We start from the raw sequence: 15,909 nt of genomic DNA on the forward strand, positions 1-15,909 counted from the left end.
ATGATCCCGCTGCACCCGGAAGCCGTGCACGACCGCCCAGAGGCGCTCCGCTGGGTGATGCCGCCCGGTTCGCTCGGATTCACCGGTGCCGTCCGATCGGCACCGGGCGACCTCGGTCGCCTGCTCGACACCGGCGTGCTCACCGGGCTCACGGTCGGTGCCGGCTCCGTCACGACGTGCCTTTCCGCGACCTGCAGCTGGTCCTCGGAGGGCGCGGCGGTGCGGAGCGCGCTGCACGCCGCCCTCGAGAATCCCGCGGAGTGGGTTCCTGCCGTTGCGGGGACTCCCGGCACGCGCGACGCCGACCTCGCCGTGGCGGCCCGCACCGTGCTGTCCGGGCGCGTCGGCGACTTCATCCGCTCCCACGGCGGCGTCGTCGAGCTCGTCTCTGCACACGACGAGGTCGTCACGGTGCGCCTGACCGGCTCCTGCAGCGGATGTCCCGCCGTCGGGTTCACCCTGCACGCCCGCGTCGAGCGCGCCCTGCGCGACCTCCACCCCGGACTTCGCTCGCTCGTGGCGGTCTGAATCGCTCGTCCACCCGGTCGCCGGTGAGACTTTCGGCGATCCGCCACCCCTCCGGGATTCATTCCGACCGCGGAATGAATCGGCTTTCGGCCGTGCCCGTCTCGAACACGCCCTATTGCGATTCGCCGCACCGGACCATGATGGTGAACGATTCTGCAGTCCAGAGGAGGTGGGGGCGATGGTCCTGTTCAGTGACCGGGTGGATGCCGGCCGGCAGCTTGCCGAGCGGCTCGAGTACCTGCGGGGTACCGACACGATCGTGCTCGGCCTGCCCAGGGGAGGGGTGCCCGTCGCTGCGGAGGTCGCGAGGGTTCTCGCCGCGCCGCTCGACGTGATCGTGGTCCGAAAACTCGGCGTTCCCTTCCAGCCGGAACTCGCGATGGGAGCGATCGGCGAGGACGGCGTCAGGGAACTCAACCCGGACATCCTCTCGATGGCCAGCATCAGCGCGGACGAGCTCGCGACGGTCGAACGCCACGAACGGGCCATTCTCGACGCCCGCGTCGCGGAGCTGCGCAAGGGCAGGGAACGGGTCGACGTGCGCGGTCACACCGTCGTCATCGTCGACGACGGGATCGCGACGGGTGCGACGGCGCGCGCCGCCGGGGACGTCGCCCGGCTGCACGGCGCAACGCGGGTGATCCTGGCCGTCCCGGTGGCTTCGGCGGAAGCGCTGCTCGACCTCACGAGCTTCGACGAACTGGTCTGCGTGAACGTGCCGCGCCGCCTGGTGGCCGTCGGCAACCATTACATCGACTTCGCGGCCACAACCGACGACGAAGTGACCGCGCTGCTGGACGCCGCCGCCAGGCGGATCCGTTCCGGACGCCATGCCGGCGGATCCGGGCTCGACCGTGACGTGGAGATCCCGGTCGGCACGGTCGTCCTCGAGGGGCACCTGTACCTTCCCGAGAACGCCCCCGCGGTCGTCGTGTTCGCCCATGGCAGCGGGAGCAGCCGCCACAGCCCGCGCAACCAGTTCGTCGCCGACGTCCTGCACCGCGCCGGCCTCGGCACCCTGCTCCTCGACCTGCTCACGCCGGGGGAAGAATCAGACCGGGCCAACGTCTTCGACGTCGGGCTCCTCGCCGGGCGCCTGGCCGCGGCGACCGAGTGGCTCCTCGGCCGGCCGGACACCCGGTCCTGCCGGATCGGCTACTTCGGTGCGAGCACAGGTGCCGGCGCCGCGCTCTGGGCCGCTGCCGACGCCGACGAACGGCTCGCGGCCATCGTCAGCCGCGGCGGCCGTCCCGACCTCGCGGGGGACCAGCTCCCCGAGGTCACGGCCCCGACGCTCCTGATCGTCGGCGGCGCAGACCCGGGCGTGCTCGACCTCAATCGCCGGGCCAGGACCCGGATGCGCTGTCGCAACCGGCTCGCGGTCGTCGAGGGTGCGACCCACCTCTTCGAGGAACCCGGAGCCCTCGCCACCGCGGCGAACCTCGCGTGCGACTGGTTCGTGTCCTACCTGTTGGCCGGGGCCGAGACCGGAGAATCCGGCGAGGCTGCCGGGCTGGTCGGCGTTGCGGAGGGTGACGACGCCACCGAGGTGCGCGCCCAACCGGAGTCGGACGTCCAGTACTGATCTCCTCGCCCCTGATCCCGTTGCCCGGAATTCGCCCCGGTCTTCCGGCGGCGGCGATAATGGTGCTGTGCCGAACCCCCGTGACCCCCGCGCCGATCCGCACGCGCAACGCCCGGAACACTGCCCGTGCCTGAGCGGCGAGCGCTATTCGGCGTGCTGCGGCCCGCTGCACGCCGGGGTCAGTTCCGCACCGACGGCTGAGCGCCTGATGCGATCGCGCTACTCCGCCTTCGCCGTCGGCGACGTGGACTACCTGCTCGACTCGTGGCATCCGAGCACCCGACCCGCGCACTTCGAACTCGACGACACCCTCCACTGGACACGTCTCGATATCGAACGCACCGAAAAGGGCGGACCATTCGACTCGACCGGTGTGGTCGAATTCACCGCATACTGCCGCCAGGGTGGTGTGCGGAGCGCCCAACACGAGGTGAGCCGCTTCACCCGCGTCGCCCAGCGCTGGTACTACGTCGACGCCGAGGTCTGACCCGACCCGTGCCCCGACCGGGCGCGGGAGGGCCCGGTCACGAGTCGCGCGGAGGGAGCTCCTGGAGCGTCCAGGCGTTTCCGTCCGGATCGGCGAAGGTCACGAAGCGACCCCAGGGCTGCTCATCGACGGGCGTGGCTTCGACACCGTGGTCTCGCAAATGCCGCCAGGCCTCGTCCGCGTCCGGCACGACGACCTGCACCCCACGCTGGGAGCCCGGTGCCATATCGGTGATCCCGGTGCCGAATGCGATCGAGCACGCGGAACCGGGCGGGGTCAGCTGCACGAAACGAAGCGTGTCGCTGACCTGGGAATCGAAGTCGGCATGGAAGCCGACCTGATCGACGTAGAAGGATTTCGCCCGGTCGACGTCGGTCACGGGAACGAAGATGAGCTCGATCTTCCAGTCCATGCTTTCTCCATTCGTGGGGGGCGTGCGACGCGACGTGGCGATGAAAGACGGATGCTGACACGATAATGCGATCCGGGCGGAATACCAGCGTGGTGCCGGAGGTTCGGGTAGTGGATGCATTTGCATAGACATGTGCAGGGATGCGCGGCAGGACCAGACCCGGCAACACCACGACCGGCAACAGAGGAGCATGGCATGGCACAGGAGCTTGAACTCGGACTCGACACCTTCGGAGACGTGACCTGGGATGCCGACGGCGCGCCCCTGCACCAGGCGCAGGTGCTCCGCAACGTCGTGGCTGAAGGGGTCCTCGCCGAGCAGGTCGGCCTCGACTTCTTCGGCATCGGGGAGCACCACCGCACGGACTTCGCGGTCTCGGCGCCCGAGGTCGTGCTCGCGGCGATCGCAGGGCGGACCGAACGCATCCGGCTCGGATCTGCCGTGACGGTGCTGAGTTCCGACGACCCGGTCCGGGTGTTCGAGCGCTTCGCGACCCTGGACGGCGTATCGAACGGCCGCGCGGAGGTCATCCTCGGCCGCGGCTCCTTCACCGAATCCTTCCCGCTCTTCGGTCTCGACCTCGGTGACTACGAACGGCTCTTCGAAGAGAAACTCAACCTCTTCGCCGAACTCCTCAAGGAAGAACCGGTGACCTGGACGGGAACGACCCGCGCGGGGCTCACCGACCAGAGCGTGTACCCGCCGACGGAGTCCGGGTCCATGCGCACCTGGGTCGGCGTCGGCGGCAGCCCGCAGTCCGTTGTCCGCGCCGCCCACTACGGGCTCCCGCTCATGCTCGCGATCATCGGCGGCTCACCCCTCGCCTTCGCACCCCTCGTCGAGCTCTACCACCGCGCCCTCGGCGAATTCAAGCGTCCGACCCAGCCGATCGGTGAACACTCCCCGGGGTACGTCGCCGAAACGGATGCGCAGGCGCGCGAGGAGATGTGGCCGCACTATGCCGCGATGCAGGAGCGCATCGGGCGGGAGCGGGGTTGGGGTCCCGTGAGCCGCGCCCAGTTCGAACACGATGCCGGACCGGAGGGCGCCCTGTTCGTGGGCTCGCCGGAGACCGTGGCGGCCAAGATCGTCACGACGGCGCAGGGCCTCGGCCTGTCGCGTTTCGACCTGAAGTACAGCCTCGGCACCCTCAGCCACGAGAAACTCATGTCGAGCATCGAGCTGTACGGCACCCGGGTGGCTCCGCTGGTGCGGGACGCGCTGGGTTGATCTTCCAGCTGGGGAGGTTCGTGACGCGGTAGCGTACAAGGGGTGCCGCCTGCCCGCTCGGGTGAGCGCATCCACCGGAAATCAGCATAAGGAGTCCCTTGGAAACCTGGCCAGGCACCGCGTACCCCCTCGGAGCGACGTTCGACGGAACCGGAACGAACTTCGCCATCTTCAGCGAGGCGGCGGAACGCGTCGAACTGTGTCTCTTCGACGATGACGGCACCGAGACCCGGGTGGAGGTCATCGAGTCGAGTGCGTTCATCTGGCACTGTTACCTGCCGCTCGTGCAGCCGGGGCAGCGGTACGGCTACCGGGTGCACGGCGACTACAACCCAGCAACGGGACACCGCCTGAACGAGAACAAGCTCCTGCTCGACCCGTACGCCAAGGCCACCTCCGGGACGATCGACTGGGATCCGTCGCTCTTCTCCTACAACTTCGGCGACCCGGATTCCCGGAACGACGACGACTCTGCGTCGCACATGATGCTCGGTGTCGTGGTGAACCCGTTCTTCGACTGGCTCGGCGACCGCCCGCCGCGCACGCCGTACAGCGAATCGTTCATCTACGAGGCCCACGTGAAGGGCCTGACCGAGCTCATGGAGCTCGTCCCTGAGTCGCAGCGCGGCACATACGCGGGGGTCGCGCATCCCGCGGTCATCGACCACCTGCAGAAACTCGGAGTCACGGCCATCGAACTGATGCCGGTGCATCAGTTCGTCAACGACGGGACGCTCGAGGAGAAGGGGCTCCGCAACTACTGGGGCTACAACACGATCGGCTTCTTCGCCCCGCACAACGCGTACTCCTCAACGGGGGATCGCGGCCAGCAGGTGCAGGAGTTCAAAGGAATGGTGCGCAGCCTGCACGATGCCGGCATCGAGGTCATCCTCGACGTCGTGTACAACCACACCGCAGAGGGCAACCACCTCGGCCCGACCATCTCGTTCAAGGGCATCGACAACGAGGCGTACTACCGTCTGATGGACGACGACAAGCGGTACTACATGGACTACACGGGCACGGGAAACACGCTCAACGTGCGCCACCCCCATGTCCTCCAGCTCATCATGGATTCCCTGCGGTACTGGGCGATCGAGATGCACGTCGACGGCTTCCGGTTCGACCTGGCCTCCGCCCTGGCCAGGGACCTCTACGACGTCGACAAGCTCTCCACCTTCTTCGAACTCGTCCAGCAGGATCCGATCGTTTCCCAGGTGAAGCTCATCGCCGAGCCGTGGGACGTCGGCCCCGGCGGTTACCAGGTCGGCAACTTCCCGGCCCAGTGGACGGAATGGAACGGGAAGTACCGGGACACCGTCCGCGACTTCTGGCGGGGTGAGCCGTCGACCCTCGGAGAGTTCGCCTCGCGGATCACGGGCTCCGCGGATCTCTACGAGCACTCCGGGCGGCGTCCGGTGGCCTCGATCAACTTCGTCACGGCGCACGACGGCTTCACCCTCTCCGACCTCGTCTCCTACAACGAGAAGCACAACGACGCCAACGGCGAGGGCAACAACGACGGTGAGTCGCACAACCGGTCCTGGAATTCCGGTGCGGAGGGCCCGACGGACGACGCGGAAGTCCTCGCCCTGCGCGCCAGGCAGCACCGCAACTTCCTGACCACCCTCCTTCTGTCCCAGGGCGTGCCGATGCTCCTGCACGGCGACGAGCTCGGCCGCACCCAGCAGGGCAACAACAACACCTACGCTCAGGACTCCGAGCTCAGCTGGATCCACTGGGACACGGCAGACCAGCCGCTCATCGAATTCACCGCCGCGATCTCCCGGCTGCGCAAGGACCACCCCACCTTCCGCCGCAGCCGCTTCTTCGACGGACATCCCAACGTCCGCGCCGCCGACGGCGACACCCTGAGCGACATCGTCTGGCTGAACAGCGACGGCGAGGAGATGCGCACGGAGGACTGGGACGAGGGCAGGGCAGGCACGGTCGCCATGTACCTCAACGGCGACGGCATCCGGGAACGTGACTATCGCGGCCAGCCCGTCGTCGACGTCAACTTCCTCGTGTGCTTCAACACGGACGCCGAGGACGTCGAATTCCGGCTGCCCCCTGCGATCTACGCCCCGCAGTGGGAGATCGTGGTCGACACGGCCGGCGAAGGCGCCGACGCGATCCCGCGCCCGGCCGGCGCGATCCAGACCGTCAAGTCCCGGTCCGTCGTCGTGCTGCGTGCCTACCAGGCGCCCGAGGTCGCGCCTGACCATTCCGTGGCAGCCTCCCTCGCCGGCCTCGCCGGAACGCCGACGGCGCTCGCGCTCAACCCGGACCACCCGGTCGAACCATGAGGATCCCGCACTCGACCTACCGGTTGCAGATCACCGCGGCCTTCGACCTCGCCGCCGCTGAGAGGGTCCTCGACTACATCGTCGGCCTCGGCGCGGACTGGATCTACCTCTCGCCGCTCCTCACCTCCGCCGACGGCTCCGACCACGGTTACGACGTCGTCGACCACGCGGCCATCGACCCCGCCAGGGGCGGGCCTGAGGGGCTCCGCCTGCTCGCTGCAGCGGTGGCGGATGCCGGGCGCGGCATCCTCGTGGACATCGTGCCCAATCACATGGGCGTCGACGACCCGCACCGCAACGCCTGGTGGTGGGACCTGCTCCGATTCGGGCAGGACTCCCGTTATTCGGAGGCGTTCGACGTCGACTGGGCGGCGGGCGATGGAAAGATCCTGCTTCCGGCCCTCGGCGACGCGGGAGAGGGCAGCGAACTCGACCGGCTCGAGATCGTCGGCGACGAGCTGCACTACTACGACCACCGGTTCCCGATCCTCCCGGGCACGGCCGACGACGGCGCCGATCCCCGGACCGTGCACTCGAGGCAGCACTACACGCTGGTCAACTGGCGCCGTGCCGACCGGGACCTCAACTACCGGCGCTTCTTCGCCGTGAACAGCCTTGCGGGCATCCGCGTCGAGGTTCCCTGGGTCTTCGACGAGTCGCATCGCGAGATCGTTCGCTGGGTGCGGGACGGCCTCGTTCAGGGCATCAGGGTCGACCACCCCGACGGCCTCGCCGACCCGGGCGGTTACCTCGACCGGCTGCGCCTGGCGACCGACGGAACGTACGTGCTCGTCGAGAAGATCCTCGAGGGCGACGAGACCCTGCCGACGAGCTGGTCCACCAGAGGCACGACGGGCTACGACGCCCTCGCCGACGTCGACCGGATCCTCGTCGACCCGGCGGGACGGCCGGCCCTCGACGCGCTCGAGAAACGCCTGCAGGACGATTCCCCGGAACCGGGGGAGAACGGCCGCCCGCAGACCTGGGCCGAGCTCGTCTCCGAGCGGAAACGAGGCATCGCCGACGGCATCCTGGGCTCAGAGGTGCGCAGGATCGCACGCCTCATCCCCGGGATCCCCGGGCCGGAGGCGGTCGACGCCCTCGCAGAGCTGCTCACCGCCATGCCGGTGTACCGCTCCTACCTCCCGCTCGGCTTCGAGCTGCTCGACGAGGCCGCACGGCGCGCGTCCGACCGCAGGCCGGACCTCGCCGGAACGATCGGCCGGCTCCTGGCCGTGCTGGCCGACCCGCGGACCCCCGCTGCCGTCCGGTTCCAGCAGACCTCCGGCATGGTGATGGCCAAAGGCGTCGAGGACACCGCGTACTACCGCTACAGCCGGCTCACCTCGCTCAACGAGGTCGGAGCAGACCCCTCGGAATTCTCCATCGATGCGGATACCTTCCACGCGCGCCAGCAGGCCAGGGCGGCGACCTTCCCTGACTCGATGACGACGCTCTCCACCCACGACACGAAACGGGGAGAGGACGTCCGCGCCCGCATCACCGTCATCGCCGAGATCCCCGCGGAGTGGGAGGCGACCCTGGACACGCTTCGCACGAATGTGCCGCTCGGCGACGGCCCGCTCGAGAACCTGCTCTGGCAGGCGGTCGTCGGGTCCTGGCCGGCCAGCCGCGAACGCCTGGGCGCATACGCGCTCAAGGCCGCCCGCGAATCCGGAACGTCGACGACCTGGAACGCCCCGGACGCCGCCTTCGAGGAGAAGCTCGAGACCCTGGTAGCCGCGGCCTTCGACGACCCCGCCGTCACGGCCGCCCTCACGGACTTCGTGGAACGGGTGCGGCAGGCGGGCTGGAGCAACTCCCTCTCGGCCAAGCTCGTGCAGCTCACCATGCCGGGAGCACCGGACGTCTACCAGGGCAGCGAACTCTGGGAGACCTCCCTCGTCGACCCGGACAACCGGCGCCCCGTCGACTACACCGTCCGCCGCGGCATCCTCGCCCGTATCGACGACGGATGGCTGCCGCCCATCGACGAGACCGGCGCCGCGAAGCTGCTCGTCACGAGCCGCGCGCTGCGCCAGCGCCGCGACGCCCCCGAACGGTTCTTCCGCCACGCGGCCGTTCCGGCATACGGCGCCGCCGTGGCACACCTGCTCGCCTTCGACCGCGGCGACGCCGTCACGGTCGCCACCCGGCTTCCGCTCGGCCTCGCAGCACAGGGAGGCTGGCGGGACACCACGATCGTGCTCGCCGGCATCCCGGTGACCGACGTCCTCACCGGCGAACGGTTCGCCGGCGGCACCCTCCTCGTGCGCGACCTGCTGCGCCGCTACCCGGTCGCCCTCCTCGTGCCGGATCAGGGCACGGGCCAGGGGATCGAATCACCGATCGTCACGGGGGAGGCCGGCAGATGAGCAGAGCAGAGCCCACCAACGAGGCCTGGGATGTCGAGGTCTGGGCGCCGCACGCCCAGGCGGTCGACCTGTTCCTGCGCGACACCGCCCCCGGCTCTGCCGGGGAACCGGTCACCCGGTCCCTGGCCAGGGCGGAGGGCGGCTGGTGGCGCCTGCGGATGTCCGACGGCCGGGCAGAGCCTCGTGACTACGGATTCGTGATCGACGGCGCAGGGCCGTTCCCCGACCCGCGTTCCCGCCGCCAGCCCGACGGCGTGCATGCCCTGTCCCGCACCTTCGACCCCGGCGCGCACGCCTGGCAGGACTCGCGGTGGACCGGCCGCCAGCTCGCGGGCGCCACGATCTATGAGCTGCATCTCGGTACCTTCACCCCGGAGGGCACCCTCGACGCCGCGGCAGCACGCCTCGGCCACCTGGTCTCACTCGGGATCGACTTCGTCGAGCTCCTGCCGGTCAACGCCTTCAACGGAACCCACAACTGGGGCTACGACGGCGTGCTCTGGTACGCCGTCCACGAGGGCTACGGGGGACCCGCCGCCTACCAGCGCTTCGTCGACGCCTGCCACCAGGCCGGCATCGGAGTGATCCAGGACGTCGTCTACAACCATCTCGGGCCGAGTGGGAACTACCTGCCGGAATTCGGGCCGTACCTCAGCGAGGCGGCCGGGAACACCTGGGGTTCCTCGCTGAACCTCGACGGACCGGACTCCGATCCGGTCAGGCGGCACATCATCGACAACGCCCTGATGTGGCTCGACGAATATCACGTCGACGGGCTGCGCCTCGACGCCGTGCACGCCCTCCGCGACGATCGGGCAACCCACCTGCTCGAGGAAATGGCCGGGGAGGTCGCCGCGCTCAGTGCCTTCGCCGGTCGCCCGCTGACCCTGATCGCCGAGTCCGACCTCAACGATCCACGCCTGATCACCCCGGCGGAGGCCGGAGGCTACGGCCTCGACGCACAGTGGAGCGACGACTTCCACCATGCCGTGCACGTCGCACTGACCGGGGAGACCACCGGCTACTACGCCGACTTCGCCCCGCTCAGTGCCCTCGCCAAGGTCCTCACCGACGGCTACTTCCACGACGGAACGTTCTCGAGCTTCCGCGGCCGCAGGCACGGCCGTCCGATCGACAGGCAACGGATGCCGGCCTGGCGTCTCGTCGTCGGCAGCCAGAACCATGACCAGATCGGAAACCGTGCCACCGGCGATCGCCTGACCGGCACGCTCGACGCAGGCCAGCTCGCCATCGCCGCGACCCTGACCCTTCTCGGCCCCTTCACCCCGATGCTCTTCATGGGGGAGGAATGGGGTGCGACCACGCCGTGGCAGTTCTTCACCTCGCACCCGGAGCCGGAACTCGGCGCGGCGACCGCGACCGGGCGGATCAGCGAATTCGCGCGGATGGGCTGGGATCCCGCACTCGTGCCCGACCCGCAGGATCCGGCGACGTTCACGAGGTCCCGGCTCGACTGGGACGAATCCGAGCGTCCAGGACCCGCACGGCTGCTCGGCCTCTACCGACGGCTCGCAGAACTGCGCCGCGAGGTGCCGTCCTTCACGGAACCGCGCCTTGACCGGGTCGGTGTCGAGTACGACGCCGAGGGGTCCTGGCTGCGCCTGGTCCGTGGTTCCGCGGAGATCCTGGTGAACCTCGCAGCGGATGCCCGGCGCATGCCTGCCGGGTCCGGCGCCGTGCTGCTCGACTTCGGGACGGACGGGCCCGCGCTGCTCTCCCGCGCGGACGACGGGTCCGTCGTGCTGGCACCGCACTCCGTGCTCGTCCTCGCCCAGGCGGCCTCGTGAGCGGTCAGCGCGGCTTCCTGTCCGCGGAGACCGGAACGGCCCTTGCCGCACTCGCGGCCCTCGATTCCGCAGCGGACCCGCTCGACCGCGTACGCGGCATCCGCCGGCTGCTGCTCGCCCTCGACGCCGACCCGGCGACCCTCACCGCGGTGCGGGACGCCCTCGCCGCCGGTACCGGCTGGGAGGCCATCGCGGCGGCGGCCGGGCTGAAACCACCGGCGGCCAGGTGGCGGTGGAGCGGTTCGGATTCCGAGATCGCCGCCCGTCTCGAGGCAGGCCGGAAGCGATCGGCCCGTCCGAGTTCCGTGCCGACCGAACTGCCCGGATACTCGGTCGCGGAGGCGGCGACGAGGCTCGGTATCACCGTCCAGGCGGTCTATCTCCGGGTGAGCCGGGGTAAACTGGCCAGCCAGACCATCGAGCTGCCGGACGGCCGCTCGTATAAACGGGTCTTCCTCGACGCAGCGGACGACGTGCCGAGCCCGCCGGACGCGTCCGGCCGGGCCGGCCGGACCACGTGAACCGGATCGGGCGGATGCCCGCAGCTTCAGACCCACACACACGTGCCGAAACCACATACGTGCCGAAACCACAGGGATGACGGAGTACCACCATGACTGATTTTCCGACAGAGAACTTCAACCGCACCACCCCGTACAACACGGGTGACAACACGGCCGTGACCCCGGTCGTTGGAACGGAGACCGGGTCCCGGGCGATCTCGGCCCCGCCGGAGAAGCAGCCTCGGCCGGCATCCGCCGTTTCGGCCAGCGGGAGCGGCGCGTCGCGCACTGCGCTCGTCGTGCTCGCCGCCATCGGGATGCTCGGACTGGCGTTCGTCGTGATGATCCTCGTCGGCGTCTCGAGCGAGAGCATCAACGCCCTCGCCGTCTTCGCGACTCCGATCGCGTCGATGGTCGCGGCGTACTACGGAATCACCCTGAGCATCCAGCAGGTCAAGAACGAGCGCGCCGAGAAGGAGATCGCGATCAAGCGGGCCGACGTCGCGGACGCGTCGAGCCGGGAGACCGAGGTCTGGGCTGCCCAGATGGAATCGGGACTCCGCGTGGCGATGGCCAAGCTCACCGCAGCCCACATCGGCACCGATGAGGTCACCAAGGCGGCGGGCACGCCGGACGGTTTCTTCTAGGCGACGGTTTCCACTAAGCGCTGACGAGGCGCCCTGACCTGGTCGCGGCGACGAAACCGGCGTAGTCCGCCGTGGCCTGCTCCGCGTATGCGACCGCGAAGTCGGCGAACGCCCTGTCGGCCTTGCCGCTCAGGCCCAGGTAGGCGGCGATCGGCACCGGGTCTCCGGAGCGGGCGTGGGCGCGCGCGAGTGTCGTGCCGGTCAGCCGGGCATAGGCGAGCAGCCCTGCCGCGGTGAACGTCGCAGGATCGGGCGACCACTTCATGTCGCGCAGCTGACGCCCGTAGTACTGCCCGCCGAGCGGGGTCGTCGCCCAACCGAGGAACACGTCTCCCGAGGCCTGCATCAGGCGCTGGCCCTCGACGACGCGCTGGCCGGCATGGGCGGGCCCCGCGTGCGACCCCGTCGCCGTGTCACTCCGGTCGATCACCGATCGCTGTGCCTCCTTGAGCTGGAGCACGAGCACGTCTTCCGGTCCGATCCCTTCGAGCAGGACGACCCAGGAGTACAGGCCAACGCTGCCGACCCCGACGACCTTGTGGGCGAAGTCGATGATGTGGAACCGGTCGAGCAGGCGCCTGCGGCTTTCGTTGAGCGATGCGCGATAGGCGGCGAAGGTCGCCTCGACGATTTCGGCCGTCGAGCCGGCGAGCGGGATCCTGGTCAGCAGCGGCGGCTGGTCGAGGAACCGCCGGTGCCCGTCCACCACCCGGGTGAGCTTGCGCACGACGGACCAGGTGTCGCGGGTCTCCGCCTTGGCGACGCTGTCCCTGACCGCGCGGCGACCGGTCTTGCCCGTCGACGCGGAGATGATGGCTTCGACGTGGCTCGATTCCATCCGGTCGTACCAGACGCGCATGATGGGCATACTCGAATAGTCCGCGATCGTGCTGCGATAGCTGTGCGCGGCCTCGAGGGCAGCAGCCCTGCCGATCTCGGCAGGCAGGCCGGCGTCGGCAGCGGCGAGGACGAACGAGGTCGCCAGACGCTTCACGTCCCACTCGAAGGGTCCGCGCCAGGTCTCGTCGAAATCGTTGACGTCGAAGACGACGCGGCGGTCCTCGCTCGCGAACAGGCCGAAATTGGACAGGTGCGCGTCACCGCAGAGCTGGGTGCCGAGCCCCGTGTCCGGAAGCGCGGCGAGGTCCCGCGCCATCACGAGCGCCGTTCCACGGAAGAACGTGAACGGTGACACGCCCATCCGGGCATGCCGCAGCGGGATCAGGGACGGGTCTCTCGTGCTCGCCTGGCCCAGGAGCAGGTCCACCGGATCGGAGCGATTCGCCGGGGCCTCCCAGGCGGCGAGCGACGATCGCGGCAGCCGCATCCGCGCTGCACGGCCCAGCTCTTCATGCTGCGTCGTCGTGGGGCGAACGGTGTCCGTCGTGCTGTCCATGGCGAGAGTGTATCGCCCCGGCAAACGCGGCGTTCCACGGATCAGCGAAACGGATCAGCGAACACGAATCCGTGCGGCTGACGGAGCGGGGGAGCCGAGGTAGTGGTCGCGCGGCCAGTGCCGCACGCGCCTCGGGAGCAGCGGGTAGACGCGGATCGTGAGGCGCAGCATCCGGTCGAAGCGGCGTTGCCGACGAGGAGACCAGCTCAGGTCGAACAGGTCGCGCACGGAGGGTGGCAGCAGTCCGACGGTGACCAGGCGAGCGAGGGGCATGGCCAGGCGCAACAGCAGCGGCCCGCTGCGGGGGTACAGGAGCCGTCTGGCGACCTCCCGGGTGGTGTCATCCGTCCGGAGCCCATCGAGCCTCTCCTGCCAGTAGGTCGCGAAGGCCGCCCGATCGCGCGGCCACAGCGCTTCGGGCACCTGCAGGGCCGTGCCGAGCACCGCGTATTCCCGGTACAGGGACTCGGCGGTGCCTTCGTCGAACGCTCCGAACACCCGTTCGTACATGCCGACGGCCGAGTCGTAGAGCGTCGCGGCCACCCAGAGCTGCAGCTCGGGCGTGAAGGCGTTGTACGCTGGCGCCCCGCCGGCTGCCGCGCCGACGACGGGAACGTGGGCCCGGTTCACCCGCCGGACCGCAGCCCTGGCCTGATCGGGAGTGCCGCAGGTCACGGCGTATGCGTAGCTCAGGGTGCCGGCCAGCCGGTCGAGCGGCCGGTTCTCGAAATCGCTGTGGTGGGCGACCCCGTGCCCGATCGCCGGATCCGCGAGCTGGAGCAGGATGGAGCGACCGCCCGCGAGCAGCATGACGGCTTCGCCCGCGATGTCCCGAAGCTGCAGCATGACCGGCCTCCCCTGTGATGGCCGAGTGTAGTCCGGCAAAAGTATTTCGGGAGTTTCTCCCCGATCCGGAATAAACCCGCTCTCTATGCGCTTGCATGTATCCGAGGGCGGCGATCCATCCGTCACGCAGACTTGAGGAGCATCATGACCGAAACCACCGCGACGACCATCCCGGGCTACAAGGCCGGAACCTGGACCATCGACCCGACCCACTCCGAGGTCGGCTTCAGCATCCGCCATATCATGATCAGCAAGGTCAAGGGCACGTTCGACACCTTCGCAGCGACCTTCGTCACCGGCGAGAACCCCCTCGACTCCGTCGTCACCGCCTCGGCAGACGTCGCTTCGATCAACACCAACGAAGCCAACCGCGACGGCCACCTCCGCACCGGCGACTTCTTCGAGGCCGAGACCTACCCGACGATCGACTTCGTCTCCACCGGTGTCCGTGAAGTCAAGGGCGAGTTCCTCGTCGACGGCAACCTCACGATCAAGGGCGTCACCAAGCCCGTCACCTTCGACTTCGAGTTCGGCGGCTTCGGCACCGACCCGTACGGCAACTACAAGGCCGGTGCAACGGCCAAGACCGAGATCACCCGCGCCGACTTCGGCCTCAACTACAACGCAGCGCTTGAGACCGGCGGCTTCCTCCTCGGTGAAAAGGTCACCATCACGATCGAGCTGCAGGCCGTCCTCAACCAGGCGTAGTCTTCCCGGTTCGTGAAAAGGGGTCCCACTTAGGTGGGGCCCCTTTTTTTGGGCTACTACTCGCCCTTGATCTCTTCGCGGACCCTCCGCAGGTCCTCCATGAGCGATCCGATCAGGATCCAGTGCTGCGGATGCGGCGTCATGATCAGGAGCGGTTCGGTCAGGGCGGGCGGTTCCACCGCGACGGGCAGGTGATCCCGATCGGGATAGTCCGCCTCCGCAGCGAGGAGCCGGAGGTCGTGCGCGGAGCGGCTCAGCTCGACGGTGATCGCGAGCACCGTCGGCTCGAGATGCAGGGAATGGTCGTAGTGGTCCCTGAGCGACCTCGTCATGCCGATCGCACGGGTCACGAGAGAGGTCAGCCGGTTGTAGAACTCCTCGTCGACGTCGAGCAGGCGTCGGTTCGTGGTGTGGCGCGGGTTCAGGGTCAGGCTCTCCTCCGCTGATTTGAGGGCCTTCTCCGCCTTGTTCAGCATCGGCCTGAGCAGCCGCGCCTTGATCATCATCTCCTCGATCTGCGTCTGCGTCTGCGGGAAGCGCAGCGCGTCGACGATGCGGTCCAGGGTGTCCGCGACCTCGCGAGCGAGGCGGATGACCGTCTCGTGCGCGGGCGCGAGCAGCACCGGCGGCACGATGAGCGCATTGACGAGCAGTGCGGCCGCGGCGCCGATCATCGTCTCGATGATGCGATCCCTGGCGTATTCCGGCGTCGTGGCTCCGATGGAGAGCACCATCATGGCGCTGATCGGGATCTGGCTCGCCGAGCTCGGGGCCAGGCGGAGCGCCCAGGCGAGCAGGATGCAGAATACGATCGCGAGCAGCACGATCCAGCTCGACTTGCCGAATGCTACGCCGACGCCGTAGGCGACGAGCACCCCGCCGACGACGCCGAGGCTGCGCTCGATCGCCCGGCCGAGGGTCTGGTTGATGTTCGGCTGCACGACGAGAAGCGCCGCGATCGCGGCGAAGATCGGGAGCTCAGTGTGCAGGAGTCCCTGCGACAGCACCCAGCCGAGCATGACGGCGAGGGAGGTCTTCACAGCCTGGAGCAACGGAATCCGGCTCGAGGATCGAA

At 69.0% G+C, this 15,909-nt stretch carries 14 protein-coding genes; 10 read left to right on the forward strand and 4 right to left on the reverse strand.

The window, feature by feature from the left end; translation table 11 throughout:
• The 3 genes from E3O50_RS05770 to E3O50_RS05780 all read left to right on the forward strand — a co-directional run bounded on the left by E3O50_RS05770 (position 1) and on the right by E3O50_RS05780 (position 2,600).
• Positions 1-528: a NifU family protein gene (locus E3O50_RS05770; RefSeq protein WP_134559802.1), complete on the forward strand. Its 528-nt coding sequence runs from the start codon at positions 1-3 to the stop codon at positions 526-528.
• Positions 529-706: 178 nt separating this feature from the next.
• Positions 707-2,113, forward strand: a complete 1,407-nt coding sequence (locus E3O50_RS05775; RefSeq protein WP_134559804.1) for a phosphoribosyltransferase family protein — start codon at positions 707-709, stop codon at positions 2,111-2,113.
• A gap of 67 nt (positions 2,114-2,180) precedes the next feature.
• On the forward strand, positions 2,181-2,600 hold the full coding sequence (locus E3O50_RS05780; protein WP_134447952.1) for a YchJ family protein: 420 nt from the start codon (positions 2,181-2,183) through the stop codon (positions 2,598-2,600).
• Positions 2,601-2,637: 37 nt separating this feature from the next.
• Here the strand turns inward: E3O50_RS05780 and E3O50_RS05785 are convergent, their stop codons facing one another.
• Positions 2,638-3,012 carry a glyoxalase superfamily protein gene (locus E3O50_RS05785; protein ID WP_134559806.1) on the reverse strand — a complete coding sequence of 125 codons (375 nt, stop codon included), beginning with the start codon at positions 3,010-3,012 and terminating at the stop codon, positions 2,638-2,640.
• A 195-nt stretch (positions 3,013-3,207) separates the two neighbouring features.
• Here E3O50_RS05785 and E3O50_RS05790 point away from each other — a divergent pair, with 195 nt between their 5' ends.
• From E3O50_RS05790 to E3O50_RS05815, 6 genes are all read left to right on the forward strand, one after another.
• A complete protein-coding gene (locus E3O50_RS05790; protein WP_134447956.1) occupies positions 3,208-4,242 on the forward strand; it encodes an LLM class flavin-dependent oxidoreductase in 1,035 nt (344 codons plus the stop codon).
• Positions 4,243-4,340: 98 nt separating this feature from the next.
• A complete protein-coding gene (gene glgX / locus E3O50_RS05795; protein ID WP_134447958.1) occupies positions 4,341-6,551 on the forward strand; it encodes a glycogen debranching protein GlgX in 2,211 nt (736 codons plus the stop codon).
• Positions 6,548-8,926 carry a malto-oligosyltrehalose synthase gene (gene treY / locus E3O50_RS05800; protein WP_134559808.1) on the forward strand — a complete coding sequence of 793 codons (2,379 nt, stop codon included), beginning with the start codon at positions 6,548-6,550 and terminating at the stop codon, positions 8,924-8,926. Before glgX ends, treY begins: the two co-directional genes overlap by 4 nt.
• Positions 8,923-10,734 (forward strand): malto-oligosyltrehalose trehalohydrolase, encoded by a 1,812-nt coding sequence (treZ, locus tag E3O50_RS05805; RefSeq protein ID WP_134559810.1) that lies wholly within the window; start codon positions 8,923-8,925, stop codon positions 10,732-10,734. Before treY ends, treZ begins: the two co-directional genes overlap by 4 nt.
• Positions 10,731-11,255 carry a hypothetical protein gene (locus E3O50_RS05810; protein ID WP_134559812.1) on the forward strand — a complete coding sequence of 175 codons (525 nt, stop codon included), beginning with the start codon at positions 10,731-10,733 and terminating at the stop codon, positions 11,253-11,255. The genes treZ and E3O50_RS05810 overlap by 4 nt, the downstream gene beginning before the upstream one ends.
• A gap of 92 nt (positions 11,256-11,347) precedes the next feature.
• Positions 11,348-11,884 (forward strand): hypothetical protein, encoded by a 537-nt coding sequence (locus tag E3O50_RS05815; protein ID WP_134559814.1) that lies wholly within the window; start codon positions 11,348-11,350, stop codon positions 11,882-11,884.
• A 13-nt stretch (positions 11,885-11,897) separates the two neighbouring features.
• On the opposite strand, the gene E3O50_RS05820 is transcribed toward E3O50_RS05815, so the two are convergent.
• Together E3O50_RS05820 and E3O50_RS05825 are read right to left on the reverse strand one after the other, a co-directional pair.
• Positions 11,898-13,280 carry a DUF2252 domain-containing protein gene (locus tag E3O50_RS05820; RefSeq protein WP_134559816.1) on the reverse strand — a complete coding sequence of 461 codons (1,383 nt, stop codon included), beginning with the start codon at positions 13,278-13,280 and terminating at the stop codon, positions 11,898-11,900.
• A 54-nt stretch (positions 13,281-13,334) separates the two neighbouring features.
• Positions 13,335-14,126, reverse strand: coding sequence for an oxygenase MpaB family protein (locus tag E3O50_RS05825; RefSeq protein ID WP_174774629.1), 792 nt, complete (start codon positions 14,124-14,126; stop codon positions 13,335-13,337).
• 144 nt (positions 14,127-14,270) lie between these two features.
• Between E3O50_RS05825 and E3O50_RS05830 the strand changes: the two genes are divergently transcribed.
• On the forward strand, positions 14,271-14,834 hold the full coding sequence (locus E3O50_RS05830) for a YceI family protein (protein WP_134559820.1): 564 nt from the start codon (positions 14,271-14,273) through the stop codon (positions 14,832-14,834).
• Between the two features lie 56 nt (positions 14,835-14,890).
• Here E3O50_RS05830 and E3O50_RS05835 read toward each other — a convergent pair whose 3' ends face one another.
• Positions 14,891-15,886, reverse strand: coding sequence for an FUSC family protein (locus tag E3O50_RS05835; RefSeq protein WP_241980937.1), 996 nt, complete (start codon positions 15,884-15,886; stop codon positions 14,891-14,893).
• Positions 15,887-15,909 lie beyond the last annotated feature (23 nt).

Origin of the sequence: Cryobacterium sp. MDB1-18-1 (assembly GCF_004402735.1) — a bacterium.
Classification (GTDB): domain Bacteria; phylum Actinomycetota; class Actinomycetes; order Actinomycetales; family Microbacteriaceae; genus Cryobacterium; species Cryobacterium glucosi.